Annotated in this window: 24 protein-coding genes and 3 tRNA genes; 10 read left to right on the top strand and 17 right to left on the bottom strand. The window is 55.8% G+C overall.

What is annotated here, in order from left to right:
* Positions 1-57 precede the first annotated feature (57 nt).
* Positions 58-312, top strand: a complete 255-nt coding sequence (locus HCG46_RS17475) for a hypothetical protein (RefSeq protein ID WP_022998829.1) — start codon at positions 58-60, stop codon at positions 310-312.
* 192 nt (positions 313-504) lie between these two features.
* Here HCG46_RS17475 and HCG46_RS17480 read toward each other — a convergent pair.
* Both HCG46_RS17480 and HCG46_RS17485 read right to left on the bottom strand, forming a co-directional pair.
* Positions 505-581: transfer RNA gene (locus HCG46_RS17480), tRNA-Arg, on the bottom strand.
* Positions 582-817: 236 nt separating this feature from the next.
* The gene (locus HCG46_RS17485; RefSeq protein ID WP_022998830.1) at positions 818-1,123 is read right to left on the bottom strand and encodes an ETC complex I subunit; all 306 of its coding nucleotides are present in this window, start codon (positions 1,121-1,123) and stop codon (positions 818-820) included.
* Between the two features lie 348 nt (positions 1,124-1,471).
* Between HCG46_RS17485 and HCG46_RS17490 the strand changes: the two genes are divergently transcribed.
* Complete coding sequence (locus tag HCG46_RS17490; protein ID WP_055654038.1) at positions 1,472-1,720, top strand: hypothetical protein; 249 nt, start codon at positions 1,472-1,474, stop codon at positions 1,718-1,720.
* Between the two features lie 87 nt (positions 1,721-1,807).
* Entirely contained in the window at positions 1,808-2,314 is a 507-nt protein-coding gene (locus HCG46_RS17495) for a hypothetical protein (protein ID WP_075283039.1), read from the top strand.
* On the opposite strand, the gene HCG46_RS17500 is transcribed toward HCG46_RS17495, so the two are convergent.
* The 5 genes from HCG46_RS17500 to HCG46_RS17520 form a co-directional block, all read right to left on the bottom strand.
* Positions 2,286-2,996, bottom strand: a complete 711-nt coding sequence (locus HCG46_RS17500) for a hypothetical protein (protein ID WP_168686931.1) — start codon at positions 2,994-2,996, stop codon at positions 2,286-2,288. The genes HCG46_RS17495 and HCG46_RS17500 overlap by 29 nt on opposite strands.
* Before the next feature lie 231 nt (positions 2,997-3,227).
* Positions 3,228-3,304 (bottom strand) — tRNA-Pro (locus HCG46_RS17505).
* 670 nt (positions 3,305-3,974) lie between these two features.
* Positions 3,975-4,460 carry a hypothetical protein gene (locus tag HCG46_RS17510; RefSeq protein ID WP_168686932.1) on the bottom strand — a complete coding sequence of 162 codons (486 nt, stop codon included), beginning with the start codon at positions 4,458-4,460 and terminating at the stop codon, positions 3,975-3,977.
* A gap of 4 nt (positions 4,461-4,464) precedes the next feature.
* Positions 4,465-5,952 (bottom strand): hypothetical protein, encoded by a 1,488-nt coding sequence (locus HCG46_RS17515; RefSeq protein ID WP_168686933.1) that lies wholly within the window; start codon positions 5,950-5,952, stop codon positions 4,465-4,467.
* Between the two features lie 890 nt (positions 5,953-6,842).
* Positions 6,843-7,088 (bottom strand): hypothetical protein, encoded by a 246-nt coding sequence (locus tag HCG46_RS17520; protein WP_168686934.1) that lies wholly within the window; start codon positions 7,086-7,088, stop codon positions 6,843-6,845.
* Positions 7,089-7,326: 238 nt separating this feature from the next.
* Between HCG46_RS17520 and HCG46_RS17525 the strand changes: the two genes are divergently transcribed.
* Entirely contained in the window at positions 7,327-7,542 is a 216-nt protein-coding gene (locus tag HCG46_RS17525) for a hypothetical protein (protein ID WP_168686935.1), read from the top strand.
* Between the two features lie 36 nt (positions 7,543-7,578).
* On the opposite strand, the gene HCG46_RS17530 is transcribed toward HCG46_RS17525, so the two are convergent.
* The 3 genes from HCG46_RS17530 to HCG46_RS17540 all read right to left on the bottom strand — a co-directional run bounded on the left by HCG46_RS17530 (position 7,579) and on the right by HCG46_RS17540 (position 9,731).
* A complete protein-coding gene (locus tag HCG46_RS17530) occupies positions 7,579-8,064 on the bottom strand; it encodes a DUF192 domain-containing protein (RefSeq protein ID WP_168686936.1) in 486 nt (161 codons plus the stop codon).
* A gap of 169 nt (positions 8,065-8,233) precedes the next feature.
* Complete coding sequence (locus HCG46_RS17535) at positions 8,234-8,815, bottom strand: cold-shock protein (RefSeq protein WP_022999344.1); 582 nt, start codon at positions 8,813-8,815, stop codon at positions 8,234-8,236.
* Positions 8,816-8,969: 154 nt separating this feature from the next.
* Positions 8,970-9,731 carry a Sir2 family NAD-dependent protein deacetylase gene (locus HCG46_RS17540; protein WP_168686937.1) on the bottom strand — a complete coding sequence of 254 codons (762 nt, stop codon included), beginning with the start codon at positions 9,729-9,731 and terminating at the stop codon, positions 8,970-8,972.
* 54 nt (positions 9,732-9,785) lie between these two features.
* Here HCG46_RS17540 and HCG46_RS17545 point away from each other — a divergent pair, with 54 nt between their 5' ends.
* Positions 9,786-10,226 (top strand): VOC family protein, encoded by a 441-nt coding sequence (locus HCG46_RS17545; RefSeq protein ID WP_022999346.1) that lies wholly within the window; start codon positions 9,786-9,788, stop codon positions 10,224-10,226.
* 125 nt (positions 10,227-10,351) lie between these two features.
* Positions 10,352-10,427, top strand: a tRNA-Glu gene (locus HCG46_RS17550).
* A gap of 54 nt (positions 10,428-10,481) precedes the next feature.
* Here the strand turns inward: HCG46_RS17550 and HCG46_RS17555 are convergent.
* Entirely contained in the window at positions 10,482-11,336 is an 855-nt protein-coding gene (locus HCG46_RS17555; protein WP_168686938.1) for a hypothetical protein, read from the bottom strand.
* Between the two features lie 476 nt (positions 11,337-11,812).
* Here HCG46_RS17555 and HCG46_RS17560 point away from each other — a divergent pair, with 476 nt between their 5' ends.
* A complete protein-coding gene (locus HCG46_RS17560; protein WP_077292973.1) occupies positions 11,813-13,381 on the top strand; it encodes a caspase family protein in 1,569 nt (522 codons plus the stop codon).
* A gap of 130 nt (positions 13,382-13,511) precedes the next feature.
* Here the strand turns inward: HCG46_RS17560 and HCG46_RS17565 are convergent, their stop codons facing one another.
* The gene (locus tag HCG46_RS17565; protein WP_055654021.1) at positions 13,512-13,937 is read right to left on the bottom strand and encodes a biopolymer transporter ExbD; all 426 of its coding nucleotides are present in this window, start codon (positions 13,935-13,937) and stop codon (positions 13,512-13,514) included.
* Positions 13,938-14,082: 145 nt separating this feature from the next.
* Here HCG46_RS17565 and HCG46_RS17570 point away from each other — a divergent pair, with 145 nt between their 5' ends.
* The 3 genes from HCG46_RS17570 to HCG46_RS17580 all read left to right on the top strand — a co-directional run bounded on the left by HCG46_RS17570 (position 14,083) and on the right by HCG46_RS17580 (position 15,746).
* Positions 14,083-14,541, top strand: a complete 459-nt coding sequence (locus HCG46_RS17570) for a DUF1036 domain-containing protein (protein WP_168686939.1) — start codon at positions 14,083-14,085, stop codon at positions 14,539-14,541.
* A gap of 141 nt (positions 14,542-14,682) precedes the next feature.
* Positions 14,683-15,039 carry a hypothetical protein gene (locus HCG46_RS17575; RefSeq protein ID WP_022999351.1) on the top strand — a complete coding sequence of 119 codons (357 nt, stop codon included), beginning with the start codon at positions 14,683-14,685 and terminating at the stop codon, positions 15,037-15,039.
* A gap of 35 nt (positions 15,040-15,074) precedes the next feature.
* On the top strand, positions 15,075-15,746 hold the full coding sequence (locus tag HCG46_RS17580; RefSeq protein ID WP_168686940.1) for a MotA/TolQ/ExbB proton channel family protein: 672 nt from the start codon (positions 15,075-15,077) through the stop codon (positions 15,744-15,746).
* Here HCG46_RS17580 and HCG46_RS17585 read toward each other — a convergent pair.
* From HCG46_RS17585 to tagF, 5 genes are read right to left on the bottom strand one after another with little or no spacing between them, the layout of a single operon-like run.
* Entirely contained in the window at positions 15,738-17,480 is a 1,743-nt protein-coding gene (locus HCG46_RS17585; RefSeq protein WP_168686941.1) for a hypothetical protein, read from the bottom strand. The two genes, HCG46_RS17580 and HCG46_RS17585, sit on opposite strands and share 9 nt — an antisense overlap.
* Positions 17,477-17,899 (bottom strand): biopolymer transporter ExbD, encoded by a 423-nt coding sequence (locus tag HCG46_RS17590; protein ID WP_055654016.1) that lies wholly within the window; start codon positions 17,897-17,899, stop codon positions 17,477-17,479. The genes HCG46_RS17585 and HCG46_RS17590 overlap by 4 nt, the downstream gene beginning before the upstream one ends.
* Before the next feature lie 39 nt (positions 17,900-17,938).
* On the bottom strand, positions 17,939-19,918 hold the full coding sequence (locus HCG46_RS17595; RefSeq protein ID WP_077292978.1) for a serine/threonine-protein kinase: 1,980 nt from the start codon (positions 19,916-19,918) through the stop codon (positions 17,939-17,941).
* Positions 19,918-20,682 carry a PP2C family serine/threonine-protein phosphatase gene (locus HCG46_RS17600; protein WP_022999356.1) on the bottom strand — a complete coding sequence of 255 codons (765 nt, stop codon included), beginning with the start codon at positions 20,680-20,682 and terminating at the stop codon, positions 19,918-19,920. The genes HCG46_RS17595 and HCG46_RS17600 overlap by 1 nt, the downstream gene beginning before the upstream one ends.
* Positions 20,679-21,353, bottom strand: a complete 675-nt coding sequence (gene tagF / locus HCG46_RS17605) for a type VI secretion system-associated protein TagF (protein ID WP_168686942.1) — start codon at positions 21,351-21,353, stop codon at positions 20,679-20,681. The genes HCG46_RS17600 and tagF overlap by 4 nt, the downstream gene beginning before the upstream one ends.

Consider the following 21,353-nt stretch of genomic DNA (forward strand, 5'->3'; position numbering starts at 1 on the left):
CGGATGGTCACAGCAGCGACGCTGCAATCGGCAAATCAAATACTGGTGGGTAGTAAAATGTCTAAGACCGTTAGCAAATCGGACCGCACTGAACTCGAGCAGGAACCTGCAATCGAGGCGATCAAGCGCATGATCCGCTACACGAAAAAAGAATCGGACAAGGACGGCCGTACGTTCTGTTCCTATTTCCTGGATATGGCTCTTCAGTCCCTGGAAGATGGTTCCGAGGACGTGGACATGATCCTCAAAACAAAGATCACGCCGCTCATGGTTGGCCAGAAGGTGGAATCGGGAAAGTCCGAGACGCTCTGACCTTCAGGCGAATCGCGGTCTAGAAACACCGCCGTGCTCCTATATTGCAGGGGCCGGCGGTTTTTGTTTTTTGCAGGCTTTTTCCAAGTACCTGACTTGAACGTCCAGTTTAGGACATCTGCACGGCAGGAAGCCTTTCCACGCAAGGTAGAGGCATCGAAGCTCAGGACTTATTCAAAAAACTCAAGGAGATGGCGACTCCGGCAGGATTCGAACCTGCGACCATTCGCTTAGAAGGCGAGTGCTCTATCCAGCTGAGCTACGGAGCCAATTTCTCAGGAACGCAAGCCGTTCCCAGATGAGACTATCAGGCAGTATCACTGAGGCCTGCCAGACGTTCATGCAAACTTGGATCGAGACCAAACGTCCGGAGGCAACCCGATCCGGCGATCGCCTCCACTGACCTAATGCGTCAAAAACCCGGCTCGTGTCGATTCGAAATCGGCGCTTTCAACAGACAATCCGAACTCTTACCGAACAGGTCAGAAGAGCCGAACGTTCTTGTTCAGTGGGTCCAGGGCGCAGACCGGTTGAATTTGAAATTGTCCGCATAGGCAGACCCGCGCACTTTGCGTTCCTGGGCTTTCTCAACCCTGTGCGGAATGCCATGGCGCTTCGCATATGCGACAGCTTCTTCAGAAGTCTCGAAATAAAGCCGGATTTGCTGCTTCATGTCGGACGACGACGTGTAGCCCATCAAAGGTTCGACGGACTTGGCGACCTCCGGCTCGTAATCCAGCACCCATCTCTGGGTTTTCGCCTTGCCTGACTGCATGGCGGTTTTCGCCGGACGGTAGATACGCGCAACCATGTGACAGTGCCCTCAAGTCTGAATATGTGAGATGCAATTCCTTACAGCAGCTTTTTCCCGCCTTTGCCGCCGGTGTCAACACCGATATTGGCCGCAACCCGCAATCTTCGGTTCGGCGACGACTCATTTAACGGCACAAGTATGTATTAACGGTGTTGGTGGAGAGGCGATTTATGACATTCACGTAACATGACATGGAGGCGCAACTCATGCTATTAACTACCCTAACGTGAACTTGTCTGGAAGACGCCGATTTTCGGAACGCAGTGCAGGTTCAAAAAGTACAGAATCGCAGGGCCGGACAGCCTGAAAGGGCCGATCCAAAGATCAAAACGATAAGGCTTTGACATGCATTACGAATTTCTGAAAAGACTGGAAGGCTATGTTCCGGAACATGTTCGGCCGGTTACCAGAGCGCCGGAAAAAATTGCGCCGGTCGAACTGAAAGCGGCGATCGACGACGCCAATCTCACTGAAATGTGGGACATGATCCTGACGCTGGACTATTCGGTATCCGATCCCACCGATCTGTCACCCGAAAAACGCGACGAATTCCTGAATGTCATGTCGCTGTTGTTGAAAGCCTTCGACCGGTAGAAATGGTTATTGGCAAACGGCCAAACATGTGCGGTGTCCCTGGTCGATTTTTGCCGGATGGAACAAATCAAAACATGAGAGAGGACCGTGCTAACACGCCCTGATACTCATTTTTCGGAACTCGGCACACAGGCCATTGAAAAAGGGCTTGCCGACCCGGCTGTGTCTGCGTTCTACGACAGCATCATGTCGACCGATGCGGTTCAGATCCAGCAATGCCTGAAACCGTTCCTGCCTCATTTGAGCCTTTGCTCGGACAAGATGCCCGGAAACGCTCCTCCTCCGATCTTCTATGTCGGCAAGGAAAGTGGGCAGCGACACTTGTTCGGCGAAGACTGGGCAAGCCCGGCGACACCCGCCTGCGGTCTGCGCACACCTGATCCGGACCTGGAGAAGGCTTCGGCGGAAGGTTATCGCAAGGCATTGGAAGGCACGCCTTATTACGGCTACGCCCACACGAAAATTCAGGTCAATGGCGAACTCTATGAAGTTGCGTTCGAGCGGTTGATCGTCGCCGTGCGACCTTCGTTGCAATCCGATCTTCGCTTCTGCGCCTACCTGGGCGTCATTCAGGATCTTCAGCGGACGTCCTGAGGATAAGTTTTACAAGGCCGTGTAGATCGCTTCTGGTGGCATAGACCAGCCAGTCATCCGGCCTGATATGTCCAGGCGCAATCTCCCAATGCGTTCCGCGTGGCACGAACCTGCGGTAACCGACCCGAATGCCGAAGCCTTTTTCTGCGCTTTTTGCGGCCATCAGGCCATAGAGATAATCCGGCGACCACTTCAATAGTGAGAGCAGAAACCCCAACTGGGTCAAAGGCTCGGCAAGGCCCTGCCCCCGGATGTCCCGTCTCAGCCAGAGATTGCCGTGATAGACGATACGCCCGCGCATGAAATAGGCGTCATGCGCGTGCTCTGTCCCGAAGCGAACCTGAGGGTTTGGATCGACAAAGATCCTGCGTTGCTGCTGATGCCAGTGCTCGGCAAGGCTCCTGTCTTTCAGGTCTTCCACCTTTGCAGCTTGCACAGCCACGACGTTACCATGGCTGTTGACGGCCCCTACCCAGAACGCGGTCGTCCCGTGCAGGTCGAAAAACCGCGGTGAAAAATCTTCCATCAGGTATTTGTCTTCGGTGCTCCGGACGGTCTTTTCGAAAAGCGCAAAATCCGCGCTTTCCTTCAGAGAAAGCCCGGCCTTTTCAATTCTGGACTGCAGCACGGCTATCGCCGCCGATACATCCAGCGTCGCCTGGTCGTCAGGATCCGGTATCATCAGCCCCATCCGGCGCGGCCTGCATGCCGTCGCAAGCGGCGTCACTCCCACAGGCATTGGAAACGCCCGTCTGACCAGTCTGTTATGCGGCGATAAGTTGCACAAGACGCCTGCGTAGCTTGGCCCTAGTTATCCCGGCCTTTAGGCACGGAACCACAGCAAGCGCATGGATTTGCATTGCAAAGTCCCAAGTCACGCGCACCGCATCACATCGATTTTCAGGAGAATGAATGGTCGGGGCAGCAAGATTCGAACTTGCGACCCTCTGGTCCCAAACCAGATGCGCTACCAGGCTGCGCTATACCCCGATCCGTTGATTTGCTTGGGTTTATAGCTCTGACAGAGGCCAGTCAAGCTAGAACAAAACATGAAATTCGCGCCTTTGTGGACAAGATGGGACAACCGAGTCCCAGAATAGTCCCAGAATAAGTTCACGGCTTGTTCTCATAGATCCGATTCGTCAATCACTTCAGTCGCCTGATTTCGGTCGGATAAGGCCTGAGCCGATAGGTTTTTACTAAACAACTTACTCCTCCAACGGCCGAAATGAGCCTAGTAGCCGACCGGTCGTAGATGTTGTTAAGTTCTGCAAAGCTGCCTTTCGTTGTTCGTCATGCGATGTTTTATAGATGGCTGAGATCGGATGTTCGCTGCGGTCGGGATGAATTACCGAAGAGAGCCCGCCTCCGGATGGTCTGGTTCTGTATTAGACAATTAGAAGGCCGATGTTCGGCCAAGAACGCATTTCGGTTGTTCAATTGGCTCCCACGAACCCTGTTTGCAGCGTGCCGACTCGGCCCTCCGAATGCCGAAGGGAACGAACTGAGGTAGGTTAGCTACTAGGTTCAAGAACCGTTGGTGCATATTTGTGCTGGTGATGCCTTTAAGTAAGCCATGAGGCGGAAAACGAGCCTCGAAGCCAATGTGTCCAGAATACTCACTAGCCTAGACGTACAAAGAGGCATTCATCTAGCGACGTCAGCCGGGCGTGGTACAATTTTCCCTGAAAAGCGTGTGCGACAGCATTAGTTCGCCCGGGGAGTTCTGGACGATATCCATCCACTCTTTGGCGTGAGCCATGCAAGACGTGTAAGTCGACTGGCCGTTTGGCTTCAACGATTGATTGAATGAGCACAGAAGAGACGGATAGCCCGCGATCATTGCTTCAACGCGATTGCGACGCCCGCTAATGCGGGCAGTGAAGCCAGACACGACCTCAACATTGACCTTCTGGCGTGCGGCCTCCTTGATGACGAAGTGATTAACTAGCGCTCCATCCTGTTTGGCGTCGGGGAACGATACTTCCGCGATCGCCGGACACAAAGGGACGATGCGACGTTCCTGTGGCGCTGGAGTTGGCGCGGAGGTGGCGCAATCACATACAACAACCACCTTCTGTGGCGTCATGATGCAAGCAGACATCACCAGCGGTATCGCCGCCGCGACGATGACAGACCTATTCATGTCATCAGGTTTTCTGACCGCGCTTGCCAGGTTTGGCGCGGGCCTCTGTCGGCGAAAACTTGTTCACCTGCAGCGTCTTCGTCACATGGGTGGAGACGGCCTTTTCGAACACCCGGTTTTTGGTCACGGCGTAGCCAACAAACCGCATCGTGCCGATGTCATCCTTAAAACTTAGTGTAGTAGTCTGCTGGTCCGTCTGATGCTGCTTCGTGTCCTCACTGTAGTTCGCCGCCGCACCGAAATTTATCCCAGCAAAGCCGAAGCCGCCACCACCGGATGCACTGAATCGGTGCCTGTAATCATACATCCAGTTCTGCGCAGACAGGAATTCTACTCCGAAGCCCCGAACGAGTATGAGCCCGGTAGGATAGTAGAGCAGTGTTCCGTCCTCACCGAAGTACTTTTCGAAATCATAGGGGTTTTCTTTGATATGCCTATGCTCGAACAAAACGGGCTTGAACCAAGCAGGATAATTGATCGACAGGCGGAAGGCGGATTCTGCGAAAAGAGTTATCTTGGTTGTCTTACTGAACTCCTCTTGGATTCGTTTGTGGTCGCTGACGCTCGCCTTCACGCTGATGAGGCCATAGGATGCACTACCCGAAGCGCCCCAATCCGTAGTGATAGAAGATGAGCTACTCGTCGACTTGTCGAAGGAAACCCCCTGAGCAAAACCGCCCGCCGTAGTAGTCTTTATTTCGGCAGCCGTCAGATTCCAGCCAACTGCGCGGCGATCATCGAAACCAGCCGTATTTCCGGTCGGAAGCGTAGCAAGATACTCAATCGTGAATTTGTCCCCGTTTGCATAGTCTGTGTCAGGGTTGATCGGATACCTGAGACGCATCGCCGGGTTGTTGAAGTCGAATTCAGCATCAACGATCTGCCTATCATCGGCGTTGGGATACTGCCTGTCGAGGATGGTCTTGATCTCGAACTGATGGACTTTGACGTTCGCAATCTCTGTCTCAATCCGATATAAATTTCCGAACTGGCCTGACCACTGCACGTAGGCAGACTGATCAGTAACCGAATATCCCATCGCTTCGGCGAACTCTTTCCAATTGGTCCGATCTTCGATGATTAAGGACACGGCAGACTTCTTGGAAAACTCGACCTTCTTATCGAGATCCGCGAGGGCGATCTGATCTTCTTTGCTCAGGTTTTTCCGAACGACGAAGCTGCGCAGCTTCTGCAAAAACTCGCCGTAGACATCGCTCAGCCCTGCGACACCCGTCATGACACCGCCTGAGACAGGTTTCGGCACAATCGAAAGATCAGATCGTCGCAACAGGTTGTAATACGAAAACCAAGGATAACCTCCATCCGCAAACTTCTTGTCCGAAACCGACACCGGATCTGCGACAAGCTTCAACTGAAGCTTTTCGTCTGCCTTTAACGTTCCAACCTGAGTTATGAGAAGGTCGTAGTAATTGTCCAGAGATATTTTTAAAGCATCTCCTAGACTTACATCTTTTACAGGACTGTTTGCCATCTTAAAATACCCCATAATAGAAGTACAAATACGCTATTTCGACTTAAGTCAATTCTCTCAATATACTTATAGTTTATGAATCTATCAATACACCAAATGATTTATATCGTTGATTTAGATCGTTCAGGTCATTTCTGATTTGCAGAAAGGAGCGTGGCCAACAAAGAAGACGACGCGCCAGGCTTCCCTTTGCTTGAGCTCGTGCTACTCCAGAACTTCAATCCACGATCCCAAGCAATTTGATGCCGGCCTCCTGTCTCCACGGTCGGCATGTTGAACTGATCTGGTCAAGCTGGTGCCCTAGATCGTTGGGGAAGCTAACTATTCTTTGACGCTACAAAGAGCGTTGGCGCGCGCCGGATCTCCCGCGTCTATTTGGCGGGAGATTGCAAATGTCCGCTCTTGCCAAATCAACCGGCCGGTCGACAACGAAACAAAGAGTGAACAAGTTTCAGGTTTGGCTATGTCACGTCGCAGCGGACGCGGTTTCATCAACACTCACGAAGTGCTGGAAAAGCTCAGCTTTGGCAGAGCTGAAGCTATCCAGGTCATATGATCGGCAAAGATCGGTTCGCCGCAATATCGGACGGCCATGCACTTGTGCGAGGCGATCGACGACATGGTCGAGAAACTGACCGGAGACTGGACCCCTTTTCACGACAGACCCGCATCAACTGCACCGCGGAAAGATCAGCTCAAAAGAAAATCAAGTAGAGCAGAACGATAGCCAAGGCGGCCAGGAGCACCCTGCCCTGACCGCGTGTTGCCTCCTTGGCGTATTTACGCTTCTTCATCGTACGTTCCCCCGTGCAGAGGTGCGACACGATAGATCCGGTGGAACCGGTAAGCCTTCAGCAGGATCTAGATGACGACAATGCCAAGAACCCCCATCAGAAAACCGGACATGCCGTCTTCTCCAGCGGCACATTCAACCCACCCAAAACAAGCGACAGAAGCGGGATCGCCAACGGCGACAGATAAAGCGCGCAAAGGGTACCGACGACGATTTTCCGCATTGCCGGCAGGAACGCTGACCACTCCATTGCAGCAGACACAGCCGCACCGGCAAGGCCGGCGGTTGCCAATTCTCCGGTTGCGGTTTGCATCCACGCCGAAAAGCTATGCCAAACTCTCATTCCACAGCCCCGCCCAAGCTGTTTCGATAGGTGTCGTGCCAGCTTGCGCAGCGCGCAACCCGGCTATTTGCCCGGCCGAGGGTCTGGTCTGTTTTTATGAGCGCGACATCAAACGGATCGCCGAGAACAACGCCCGATCGTTGTCGCTTCCTGAAGTCTTCCGGCAACGGCGGATCTGTCTGTGACTGCGCAGCCGCCGCGCCGATCCGTGCGCCGGCCGAGATCGCCCGGAGCCGCGATGGTTGCTGTCAGTGCCACAGTCGTCAACAAGACAGGTATTATCGTATCCATTGCGGGCGGTGACAAAAAGAAGGCTCAGTGCATTGGCGCGGTGATGGAGCTTTCTGCTTCCGCGGTAATCACCGCCGTGTCTGCACCAACAGGTGTCCTGCTGGTCCTGTCGGTCGCCAGTCTGGCCGCCTCATCGGTCAACGCATATAATTCATGTTTTTAGATTTTTGGAGCAGGCTGGAATAGGTACAGCTCGGGTTCATTCCAGCCCCATGGACGGGCTGCTGACCTTGTCTCCGGCCGAAATTTCGAGTTTTTCCGCCAGACCGGCGTTTATTTCGAACACGTACTTCGCCGGACCAAGCGAGGGAATGACGTCTTCGGAAAAAGGCGTGGTGTTGTCGGCGATGCTGACGATGGAACCCTTTGCGTCAATGAAAATGATGTCGAGTGGCAGGGGCGTATTTTTCATCCAGAAGTAACGGTCGCCCTCCCCTTCGAAGAGGAACAGCATGCCGCGTTCCGCCGGCATCTCTTTGCGGAACATCAATCCCATCGACCGTTGCCGGTCCGTTGCCGCAACCTCCGCCTTGAACTGGTGTTCCTCGTCTCCAGACCGAATGAGAAGATCTTCCACCGGCAGGTTCAGCTGCGGGTCCTGCGCAAGCGCCTGCCCTGTCGAACCCGCGAGCGAAATCCAGAGTGTTGCAGCAAAAAGCGAGAGGCACAGAAAGAAAGGACGCATTCTGAAAACTTCCTGAAAGGCCCGGCAGAACCGGTTTGGGAAACTGGCAGTCAAAGGCAAGGCCGGAATAACACTTCCCGTTTGCCAAAGAAGATTGCCTGAAGGTCGACAAACAAAAAGGCCGGAACATGTCCGGCCAAGTCAATGTGCAGAATGACGGAAAGCGGTGTCAGTGAGAGGCAGGTATGTGGGTGCCTGTCCCGACTGGACGGATTTCAGCGGCCATGCGGCCTTTCGGGCCTTCGCCGAAGCGCACCAGCACATCCTGGCCCGGACGCAATTCAGTGATGCCGAAACGTCGCAGCGTCTCCATGTGAATGAAGATGTCTTCAGAACCTTCACCCTGGGTCAGAAACCCGAAACCCTTGACGCGGTTGAACCATTTGACGGTCGCTTTTTCGAAACCGCTTTCGGGGACAACCTGAACATGGGTGCGCGACGGTGGCAGCTGTGACGGATGGGTCGCGGTGCTTTCGTCCATCGACAGGATGCGGAAGGCCTGAAGACCGCGCGGCCGGTCGAGTACTTCGCAAACAACCCGCGCGCCTTCATAAGCAGTCTGGTACCCGTCTCGCCTGAGGCAGGTGACGTGCAAAAGGATATCACCGTCGCCGTCGTCCGGGACGATGAAGCCATATCCTTTCCCGACGTCGAACCACTTAATCGTTCCGGCAATCTCGAGAACATCGACGGCGACTTCGTCCGTCAATGTTTCGAGTGCGCGGGGCTCCCGTGCGGTTTTAACCCCCATAGCCTTTTGTCCCGTCTCTGGTCCGCATCATTAAGCTGAAGGCAAAATTCGACTCACCAGCCAGCTGATTCCTAACAAAAGGATAACATTGTGCTTTCTGGCGAGAAGGGAAATTGTCGGACTAACCACAGACCATTTACGGAAATCAGGCCGGTTATTCGCCAAATCTCGCAAATGTTTGAGCTAAAGGTGTTCGAATGACTGTTGACGCGTAAGAATCGAGCGGCGTCTCCTGGCCGTTTAGAATCACTAGGTCTGCACCGCCACGAACAGCGATGGCCGGCAGTTGTGCGGCTGGATGCACGACAAGTGACGAGCCCAACACCAGAAAAAGATCGCAAGCAGCAGCAGCCTCCGCTGCCCGCTCCAGTTCCATTTCCGGCATCTGCTGCCCGAAACTTATGACCGCCGCCTTCAACAGTCCGTTGCAATCTGAACATCTCGGACTTTGCCCGGCGTCAACAATCGGCTTCTGAGCTTCCAGTTCAGCCCGCGCCCCGCAGGAAAGACAGGTTGCGAATGTGGAATTGCCATGGATCTCGACAAGCTGGTGTTCCGGAAACCCAGCTCGCTGGTGCAGGCCATCGACATTTTGTGTGATGAGGCAATGAAGCTTGCCGGCCTGCGCCAGGCTCGTCATGGCCAGATGTGCTGCATTCGGCTCCGCTCTTGCGAAATAGTCCATCATTTCGAACCGGCGGTCCCAGTCTTCCAGGCGACTATCCTCATCGGCAACAAAGTCCTGGTATTGAACAGGCTGACGTTTGGACCATATCCCGCCAGGTGAACGGAAATCCGGAATTCCGGAGTCCGTCGATATCCCCGCCCCGGTCAGGGCAACGATCTGCCGGTAGGAACCTTCCTTGAACTGTGCCACAAAGCGCTGAGCTTCGGGCAAGGTATCAATGCACTTCATCGGCCGGTCCGGTGCCCGTTTGGAAAATCCCTCGATTGAGGAAAAGGATAGGACATGCGTTATTTGCACACGATGGTCCGCGTGACCAACATTGAAGACTCACTTGATTTTTATTGCAACAAGATGGGCATGACGGAAGTCCGTCGCTACGAAAACGAAAAAGGCCGGTTCACGCTGATCTTCCTCGCCGGATCCGACGATGTCGAAGCCGGAAAGGCAAACGCTGCGCCGCTTCTCGAGCTGACCTACAATTGGGATCCGGAAACCTACACCGGCGGCCGCAACTTCGGCCATCTCGCCTATGAGGTCGATAACATCTACGAATTCTGCGAGAACCTGCAGAACAAAGGTGTCACCATCAACCGTCCTCCACGTGACGGCCGCATGGCCTTCGTCCGTTCGCCGGACAACATCTCCTTCGAGCTGCTTCAAAAGGGTGAAGCGCTTGAAATCAAAGAACCCTGGGCCTCCATGCCCAATACCGGCGAATGGTAAAACCGGACAGTTTTCAACAGGCGCAGGCCCGGGATTCCGGGCTTGCAAAAAATTGTCGCAAAGGCTCTTGCGGGCTGCTCCAATCCCGCCTATAAGCCTCCCCACGACGCAGCCGCGTCGACCGCGCGCCCATCGTCTAGCGGTCTAGGACGCCGCCCTTTCACGGCGGAAACACGGGTTCGAGTCCCGTTGGGCGTGCCAACTTCTTCCCTTCCGGTTCAGAAGCAGGCACCTGGCATTGGCGTAAGCTACTGGTCAAAGTGCACCTGGCGATACGTAACTGCCTTTTATATCCAGGGCAGGTTCGTCCTTGCGGAACAATGTCCGCCCCGGAAATTCCTTCTTGTAGAATGCTTCGATATCTGCGGCTGCAGGGCCGGCATACTCTATCCGTCCACTCGGGAAGAATATGTCCAGGTCGTCATCCTTGTGCTCCGTCGCATAGGTTTCCTGCGATCCGTGCAAGACCATGGCAATGCCGAGCCGGTTGTTGACGAAATGCTGCACGTCAAAAAACTTTGGCGAGCGCGTGTGCTTCTGACCCAGGCGATCCTCTCTGACGCGGATCAGCTGGTCAGGAGCGTCCATATCGACAATGCCGTAAAGATCGAAGTCTCCGTGCACACACTTGGCCGCGGTGATAAGCGAACTGGACGAGAACTTCACACAGCCGAAATAGGGGTCTTCTGGATTGCGTTCGACGAAATAAACGCCTCCACGCGGAATGTAGGTCAGTTTCCGTTGCTGTTCGAAGGTTGCCATTTCCGGTCGCAACTGTTTTTGAAATTCCCTCCATTCCTCGATCACCTTTGCCATCTTGCTCGCCTTGAAGGCCTTTTCGCCAACGATTTTTGGATCGACTACCAGGCCTGCAAAGCTCTTGCGCTGCGCGTCCGGACACTTGCTTCCGACGGGCTTAACATCGAAATCCGCAGTCTTGGCCTTGCAATCCAGACGCTTGGGTGTGGCGTAGGGTTCGCCAACGTGCTCAAGGGATGCAGTGTTTGTCCGTCGTACCAGAATCGCAACGTTGTAGAGCCGGGCTGCGGACTGAAATACGCCGACATGCTTGGCTCTCATGTGTTTGAGAATATCTGCTCTTCCGGCCATAGTGTGTTCTCCGCTGAGTGCAGGCTTCAACCGGGCCTGCGAAAACGCGCATTTGCAATGAAACCAGATTACCAGACAGTCTCCCAAACTCGGTGATTCAAGTCACAAAGCGTTTTTTCAGGTCGAAAAAACCGGTCCGTTTTCAAGTTGTGGCCGGCAAAAAATCCACTACCACCTTCCCCAACGTCCTTTCGTGTTAACGTAACTCAAAAAATGGCAGCAACTGTCTGTTGAAAAGTGGTTTTTAGAAAAAGGATTGGCTATAGTCTGCAACTGATTTTAGTGGGGTCATCAACGGACCGTTGCGGTCCGGATTCAGTTGGTTGCAGGGACAGCTTCTTCAATTTGACGTTCCTGTGACGCGTATTACAGAAACATAGTGCCATCCGGGGTACCTGTTCCTCTCAAGAGGACAAAGACCTCGTGTAAAGATCGGTTCAACCGACAGGCAACCATGATCTACGAGAGGACAGGATATGTTCAAACGAATGATCGCCGTGCTGGCAATAATTCTCGCAGGGACGGCTCCGGCACTGGCTAAGCGCGTTGCCCTCGTACTCGGCAACGGCGCTTACGAGCACACAGTACAACTTCCTAATCCGGCAAATGACGCCGAGCAGATGGCTGCCAAACTCAAGGCCCTCGGCTTCGAAGTCGTCGCCGGGCAGGACCAGACTTATGGCGAAATGCGCAGATCCGTCATGGATTTTGCGAAAAAGGCATATGGCGCGGATATCGCCATTCTCTTCTACGCCGGCCACGGCCTTCAGGTTGCCGGTCAGAATCACCTGGTACCTATCGACGCCACGATCGAGGATGAAACCTCGCTCGACTTCGAAACCATTACCGTTGATTTCATCATGCGCCAGATGTCCAAGGACGTGAAGGTTCAGATGGTGTTCCTGGATGCCTGCCGCGACAATCCGCTGGCCCGCACCCTCGCACGCCGCATGGGACCGAGCCGCTCCGGCAGCATTGGTGCAGGTCTTGCTGAAATCAAGATTCAGGAAACCGGCGGCGAAGGCTCCGTGATCGCATTCGCGACCAGCCCGGGAGATGTTGCCCTGGACGGCGACGGTGCGAACTCGCCCTTCACCTCTGCGTTGATCAGACATATCGACACGCCGAACGCTTCCATCCAGACCGTCATGACTCGCGTTACCGGAGAAGTCTATGAAGAGACGGAAAAGAAGCAGCGCCCGTGGGTGAATGCATCTCTGATCGGCGAAGTGTTCCTGAACAAGCAGGCTGCACCGGCCGCGACGACCACTGTTGCCTCCCTTGGCGACACCGCGACGTCCGCTCCGCAGCAGCCGGTTGTCAACAATGCAGCAACGACCTCCCCCAGCCAGTCGGCAATTGCATGGGAACGTGAGAAGCTCATCTGGGAAACCGCCAAGTCCAGCAACACCGTTGCTGACTACAAGGCTTACCTGGATGCCTACCCGTCAGGCCTCTTCGCGGACTTTGCCCGCAATTCCATCAAGCGGCTCGAAGCCGGTAGCCAGGTTGCTTCGGTCAATCCGACCGTCGTCCCGGGTGCAGCAACGGCTCCTGCCGCCAGCACCACGGGCGTTGTGGCGACCCTGCCGGACCCGCAAAAGGCCGTTCCGGGTAATGAGGCGACCGAAGCTTCACTCGGCTGGAACCGTACTGCCCGCCGCGAAGTTCAGACCCGTCTGAACCTGGCTGGTCAGGATGTCGGCCGCCCGGATGGTGCCTTCGGTCCGAAGACCCGCGCCGGTGTGAGTGCATGGCAGGCTGCCAACGGCATCGTCGCCACGGGTTACTTCACCGCCGCCCAATACGCCTTGCTGACTGCACAGACGGCGACGCAGTATTCGGTCTACCAGGCTGAAGTGAACCGCAAGCAGCAGGCTGCCGCGAGCGCCTCTCGCAGTGCGACTTCCACGCGCCGCACCAACAACACCACCACTCACCGTGCGAACAACAACAACAACAACGGTGGTAACTTCAACCCGGCCGGAGCCGCGTTCATCGGTGGCGTTGTGGGTGGCATCATCGGCGGTGCAATCGGTCGCTGATCAACCGACCTGTAGTCACATGCCAAACCAGAACGGCCCGGTCTTGAAAACCGGGCCGTTTTTGTAGCCACAGATGGGGTTTTGCGTACGAACGGTTCGTTTGCATTGCAGGAACGCCTTGTGTTTCCTGTCAATCGAGATGCAGCCGAACGCTTGTCAACTTTGAGGTTCGGGCTTCGTCCAAAATCCGCACGACCTGCTGAAAATCGGTTCCCTTGCCAGGCAAAAGAACAGCATCCCTGGCACCAGCTTCTGCCAACCGGTTCAGTTCCTCTGCCAACCCTGCAAGTGGCAGTTCATTTCCATTAACAGTCACGGCGGACAGATCTTCACCGGGAACAGATTTCACGACGATCAGGACTGCGGGAACGCTGGCGTTCGATTGTGCTTCTGCCCCCCCGGCCGGCGCACCACCACCAAGCGCAACTTCCAGCGGCCGCCAGACACCAAATGTGGAAGACAAAAGAAAGAACATGATCAGAATGAAGATCACATCGATCAGAGGTGTCAGCGGAATGCGCTTTCGCCTTGCAAGCGGTGTTTCGATGGAGATCATGGCTCAGGCCATCCCGGGTCTTCAGGTCATTCCGAAAATCGAGTTTCGCCGAAATACCACTTCAGCTCAATCGACTTTCCTAAATTGACCGCGGGTTCGCAATTCCTTAGCGTATTTAGCAGGTTGGCAAACTGGAAACACGAGCATGAAAACGGACCGCGACAGCGGCAAGGTTAGGCAAAAACGCCGGATCGGGTTACGCGGGATCGCGTTATTCGGGGCGGTGGCGCTGTCTGGAATTTTGTCGACCTCTGCTGCCCACGCAGGCCTGCGTGTTTGCAACGGGTCCGTTGATCTCGTGAACGTCGCGATCGGCTATGAAACCGACGAAGGCATGCGGACTGAAGGCTGGTGGACAATCACTGCCAACGCCTGCAGCCAGGTGCTGCAGGAACCTCTCGAGAAAGCACGCTACTATCTGCACGTGGCAGACGGGTTTGGCGAAAGCCGTCTTGGAGGCGATATCACGCTTTGTATTCGCGAGGAAAAATTCGTTCTTTTCGATGGCGATCAGTGCTGGCAACGCGGGCTGATCGAAGCAGATTTCTTTCAGGTCGAAACCGAGGGAAAACAGGATTGGACGGTCCTATTGTCTTACGATTAGGGACGGCAAAGACCGGCATTCACAATCCTTTCCAACATTCATTGACGCATTAACCGGGGGAACAAGATGCGGATATTGGTTCAAAGAGTTTTTATAGCGATTGCAGTTGCCATTTTGGCGGCACCCGCACAGGCACAGCAAGTGACAGGTAAAATCAGCCTCGAACTCAACCAGTTGCAACCGACAGCGGACGGCGGCTGTCGCCTTTCGATCATCGCGACCAATGGCCTTGAACGCCCCATGGACAAGCTCGGCCTGGAAATGGTTGCCTTCAACAAGGACGGCCTGGTGGATCAGTTTCTGCGTCTTCAGTTCTCCCGCATATCCGCCGGCAAAACCAAGATCCTGCAATTCGACCTTGCCGGGAAGGCATGCGACAGCCTCTCGCGGCTTCACATCAACGACGTCATGAATTGTGTGCCTTCCAGCATTACCGATGTCTATTGCCCGGATCTGCTGGACCTGAGCAATCGTACACCCATCGAATTCGGCGATTGACCCTACCCTTGAACGTCTGATGGAGCGTCTTTCGCATGGTCGAGACATCTTCCTCCCTTCTGGAGCTTGGCGGGCCGGTCGTGCTCATCCTGCTCGCAATTTCCGTTGCAGCGCTTGCAGTCATCCTCGCCAAGACCGTTCAATTCTCCACGGCCCGTGTTGGCCGTCACGGACTTGTTCGTCAGGCTGTCACGCAATGGCGAAGTGGTGAACGCACCAAAGCCGCGCAAAACCTTTTGAAGGACAGGTCCTTGTCGGGTGCACTGGTGCGCAGCGCCATGGACGCCATCCAGATGCTGGATCAGCAGCCCCTGTCCTCTCAGGTGCGCGACATCAGGGAAGAACGACTACGTGAGGAAATTTCTGCCAGGGCTGCCGACCGTCTCTTCGGCCTCGCCAGTTGGCTGAAGGCGCTTGATCTGGTGACGCAGATTTCGCCTTTGCTCGGCCTGTTCGGCACGGTTCTCGGGATGATCGAAACGTTCCAGACCCTTCAGGAATCGGGTGCGTCCGCCAATCCTGCCACGCTTGCCGGTGGCATCTGGGTAGCGCTCCTGACAACTGCCTGCGGCCTTGCCGTTGCAATGCCGGTATCCATTGCCGTCACCTGGTTCGAAACGAGGCTGGAAAAGGAACGGGCCGCGCTGGAAGTCCTCCTCACCGGCGTCTTCACTGCCGGTGCTTCATCATCGCACCCCTCAGCGTGACACCTTGAACGCCGTCAGCGAATAGACCCCAGGCTCTGCCAGTATCTCGGCCACCCGTTCGGCAGGAAGCCGTCCGAATCGAGAAGGCTGCCGCTCTGAAGGCCGGTTCCAGATTGCGAGCACGAGCGCTGTCTCGTCACTCTTGTCGCTGGCAATCATCGTCACCGGTACCTTGAAGCGCCAGCCGCCTGCCGTCTGACTGTTCGATGCAGGCAAAAGAAACTCCCGGCCGTCATGGATCTGCCCGGCATCATCGATCAGGTACAGTTCAGGTGGCCCCTTGCCGCTGAGATCCAGTCCCGACTGTTCCGCGCTTGCAATCCGCTCGATCGGCAAGTCACGCTGAATCACACCGGATACAGGGGTTCCGCTGCGCACAACCGTCCGGTCCAGTTCAACCAGACCGGCTGCTTCAATGCCTTCAGAAACGCCAAGAGCATCCAGCAAGGCGCATTGCCTGCGCGTCACCAGTCGGACTTCGATCTTTGCCTCGAAACCCTGATCCGCCTTGAAGCGCTGATCGAAGATTGCGAAAGGCGCTATGCCTGCGCCAAAGGCCGTAACTTCCGCGGTGTCCGCACCAGCTGCAAGAACAGACATATGTGTGCATTCACCGAACTTGTAACCGGCAACATAGTCCGACACCTTTGCCAGGGGATCGATGGAAGCAACCGCGACGGGCGGCACGTTTTCTGTCAACTCCCCTTGCGGCTGCGTTGCGGGGACCGTTGAAGAGACCGGGGCATTGGGCGCTAACTCGGGCGTTTCCGATTCCGTGGGCTGCAGGGCAGCAACCTGTTGTTCCGCTGGCAATACCGCATCCACCTCCGCAGTAGCCACCGGATTGACAGTAACGCTGGTGTCGGGTGCAACAATGCCCGGGCTTTCAACGGAAGGCTGCGTTTGTGGAACAAAGGCCTCAGACACGATTTCGTTGCCAGTGAGTTCGGCAGGTGTCTGATCGACTGCGAGCGGAGCCAGAACAGGACTTTCCTGCACGGCCGAAACGATTGTCTGCGTCTCACCTGCGGCGGCAACCTCACCGATATCCGTTGCGACCGAAGGCACCACTTCCACCGTGGCAAGGACTTCGGCACCGGAAAGAGTGACTTCAGATCCGGCAACAACGTTTGGCGCGACGGGCGTCACAGCGACAACGGCATCCGGTACAGGCGTGGCGGCGACAACGGTTGAGGCGGTTTGCGGAACAACAGAAGGCTGAATCACCTGAAGCTGCTCCGGTGGCGTTGCGGTGACCGGGTTTGTTTCGACGGGGCTTGTTTCGACGGGGCTGACTTCTTGCGCTTCAATGATAGGCGTGTCGTCGGAAAGCGATTGATCCAGAACGGTTACCGGCACGGCTTCAACCAGCGTATTGACTGGGCTTTCGGTGACCACCGGCTCAGACGATACCGGCTCCAGGATCTCCGCAGTCTCGGAATTGACAACCGTTTCCACTGGCACAGAAGTCTCGACGGGCAAGGGAGTGTCCGGTTCGAGCGGTTGTGTGATTTCAGTTTCGACACTTGCCAGATCTTCAAATGGCAGACCACCACTTTCCAGGATCACTTCGGTCTCTACCGGTGGCAAGGGGGCTTCTTCCGTCCAAGGCAACGCTGGCAGGCCGTAGATCAGCGCGGAAACATGCAAGGCAACCGAAACGCCCAGAACAGCCGGCCAGACGTACCCCGGGATATCCCATTGCCGGTCCTGGTTATAGGCGACAACGGTCAAGGTGCACCTGCCTCAACAGTCATCAGTGTCAGGCGTTTCACACCGCCAGCTTTCAATCTGTCGGCAAGCGCAGAAACGGCCTCCATTCTGGTTCGCTTGTCGACCTGAACCACCATGTGGGGCCTGTCGGATTGCCGAGCTTCAAGAAATGGACCCAGGTCGTCGTAAGCCAGAACTTCACCGTCGAACCAGACAGTCCCTGCCCTGTCCAGCACAAGACTGCCTTCCAGTTTGCCGCTGCCATCGTTCTGTTGCGTTTCCGCCCAGTCGAACCCTTCAGGCAAGGGCGGCCGCAGCGTTCCGGATACCAGTAGAAACAGCAGCAGCAGGAACACCACGTTGATCAATGCAAGGGAGCTGTCCGCACGCCGGTGCGGTTTCAACTCCTGCAAATGGATCGGTTTGGTGTAGCGTTTCATGGTTGGCCAGAATATCCGCTGCGCCAGGTCTCTTCCCGGTCAGGGCACCACTTTGACCGTGGTTGCCGTTGCCCGCAAGACCGGACCATCCTGCATCAGCTTTTCGAAATAGTCTTCCGGATCGTTTTCGCGGCGCTCAGAAAGCGTCTTGGTTATGTCCGGGCCCACCATGGCAATGATCAGGCCGGTTTCTTCAGTAGACGTTTTCAAGGTCAGCGGCACAACGAAACCGGCACCCCGGTCGTCCGTCTGCAGATATGGGGACAGATTGACCGTCTCCCCCTTGCTGTTGACGAATATAAGCCCGAGCCCACCCGTTGATGGTTCATAACCGGAAATTCGGCCAGCCATGTTGCTGCCGTTCGGCACGACCGTCCGCTGCATGTCGAGACGCAATTCGGTCTTGGCGTTTCCCTGTGGTGTTCCTCTCAGAAAAGCTATCGCCGGACATTGCGCATCGCTCACAAGGTTGACCTGGATCTTCGCTTCAAACCCCTGAGACTGGGTGAAGTCGCTGTCGAAACTGATGAATGGCGGCGTCCTGGAAGCAAATCCTTCGATCTCTGCGGAACGGCTCGCGATCTCTATTGGCTGCAAATACATGCAATCGCCCGCCTGGTAACTGCTCACGAAGTTCCGGATCCGGTCTTCGGGGGTCACGTTTTCAGGCGTCTCTTGCGGATCGGTTGCCACCGGTGGCCGGGTAACGGTTTCGGTCGGTTCCGGTTTCGTGTCGACGGTCTCCTCTGGAGGCGTAGTCGGAATTGTCGGCACGGTGTTGTCCGGCGTCGTCGGCGCCTGCGTTTCCGGCGTTTGTGTTGAAGGCGACTGAAGTGCAGTTGTTTGCGTTTCAGTTGGCTGCTGGGACACTGGTTGCTGCGTTGCCGGTTGCTGGGTCGTTGGCGTCTGCGTTTGTTGTGTCACATTCGTCTGCTGCGACGGTGCGTCCGGCGCATTCGGTCGTGGCGGTGCCACAAGCACAGGTTTCTGGTCCTGCTCGGGCACGGATTGACCGACCAGGAAATAGACACCCCCGGCACCGACACCGGCGAAACCGAGCAGCGACAAGGCGACCAGAATGCGCTTGCCCCAGTTTGCCTGAGGCGGCGGTTGATCCAGTGCGGATTGTTCCGGCGGTGGCGCAGAAGATGGCCGAATGATCGTGCGGTCCTGGTCCTGCCGCCCCATCGGAGCACCTAGCGTCCAGTCCGCAATCTCCTTCATGCTGGCCGGACGGTTTGCCGGGTCGGGCTGTAACATGGCCTCCAGCAACGGACGGAAACGATTGTCGATACCTTCCAAGGGAGGCGTCTGCCGTCGTTTGTCGACGATCTGCACCTGCGTGCCGCCCATGTCGATCTGTTTGCCGGTCAGGGCTTCCGCAATGACCAGGCCAAGCGAATAGATGTCGCTGCGCGCCGTCACCTTGGCATCGAAAATGCCGACCTGTTCTGGCGAAACATAATTGACCTTGCCTGCAAAGCCGTCACCGATAATGGTCGGCCCGCCTGTGTTTGCCCGCGAAATACCAAAATCGATGATTTTGGCCTGCGCGACATCGCCGTTCTGGAGAATGACGTTGTCCGGCGAAAGATCCCGGTGGATCACTTCCCGATCGTGGACCGCCTGCAGGGCTTCAGCCAGACGCTTGATCAACCGTGCCACCGCCTCCGGCTCAAGCGGACCGGATTCAAGGCGCGTGCTCAATGACGGGCCACTGACGAACTCCATCGCCAGGTAATAAATCCCGAGCGTAGGCTCCTTCGCGAACACGTAGTACTGGGTTAGTGCGTCGTGTTTGAGTTTGCGAAGGATCTTTGCTTCCCGCTTGAACAGATCCAGGATCATCGGGTCGCGCGAGAAGGTCGCGAGAAGGACCTTGACGGCAACCGGATCCCCGCTTTCCACGTCCCTTGCCTTGTAAACCGTCCCGATACCGCCGTCGGCAATATGTTCTTCAATCTCATAGAGATTGTTGAGCCGGGTTCCGGCAGGCAGCAGGTGGGCACCAACGTTCATCAGTTGCGAACTCCTTCGCGCGCAGACATTGCATCGATATCGACAATCACGACAGTCACGTTATCCGAGCCGCCCTCTTCGAGCGCTCCATTGATAAGACATTGTGCCGTCGGCTTCGGCGCGCCGTTCATCAGGAAAGTACCAATCACACTATCGTCCAGATGTCCGGTCAAGCCATCCGAACACAGAAGAAACCGATCGCCCTGACGCAGATTTCCGGAAACCAGTTCAAGTTCAAGCTCGATCCCGGATCCGATCGCCCTGGTGATGACATGCCTGCGGGCGAACGTCCTTGCTTCTTCAGGCGTCAGCACGTTCTGGTCCACCAGTTCCTGCGCCTCGGTATGATCTGTCGTCAATTGTTCAAGACGGCCATTGCGCAGACGGTAGACACGGCTGTCGCCTGCCCAAAGGCACGCAAAGTTTGATCCGGAAATCAGAAGCGCGGCGATCGTTGTGCCCATGGCGGCACCGTTCGCCTTGGCTGCGGCCTGTTCGATCCGGTCCTTTGCGGTAATCAACCTGCTTTCGAACTGCTCCAGAAGGTCTTCCGCGCTGCGCGGTTGAGCGATACTGGCAAGGGCCTCACGCACGAGACTGGACGCCATCGCACCGTCATGCATGCCTCCCGCTCCGTCCATCACTGCGAAAACGCCCTTGCCCTCGTCAACGTAGAACGTGTCCTCATTGTGCTGCCGAACCCGGCCAACATGGGTCAGTCCAATCGCAAAGCCACGCATAGAGGCTTCCATTTGTTCGATCATGTTCGATGATCCTCCGGATGAAATCGCCCATGACTATTCCCTGCCACGTCCTGTCGAGCTTCCGTATCGGCGTAGGATTCCGGGAGAAGCAGCCATCGAAAGGCGCTTGCGTCCGGCAGGCCTGCACACGAAAACTCAAAACCCACTTCTCCTGCACGGCACCAGAATTCGGATGACAGAACATCCGTTCCTGGCATCGTCGGTAATTCGGCATCCCTGCCCGTCTTGCCGCTTGCCTCCACCGCAAGTGGCGTTTCCAGACCTGCAACAGCCTTTTGGAAGTCTTCCAGGCTGGCATCTTCCTGCAAGGTGTCGCGCAAGATTATCTCGGCACGGTCGTACCAGGTCTCTTCCGGCCGACCATTCTGCGTTTCCAGTCGGATGTCGCAGACAAGTGACAATGGAAAGGTCCGGCCGACCTTGTCGACATTTGGCATGAAAGCACCGGCGACGGCCTGAACAGGTTCGTCGCCCTCTGAAGTGTGCAATAGCCAGAATCGCCACACCGGCATTGTCATGAAGGCTTCCTCCCACCCCGCGCCCAGATCCAGACGGGATTGAGCCAGTCCGGTCATCAGGAAGGCCTCCCAGCTTTTCAGAAAGCCGGCAGGGCATTGCCCGATGACAAAATCCGCTCGTGCCGGCAGTTTGCCGAAATAACCGGTTCCCAT

This window comes from Labrenzia sp. PO1 (assembly GCF_012273635.1).
In the GTDB taxonomy this organism is placed as follows: domain Bacteria; phylum Pseudomonadota; class Alphaproteobacteria; order Rhizobiales; family Stappiaceae; genus Roseibium; species Roseibium algicola.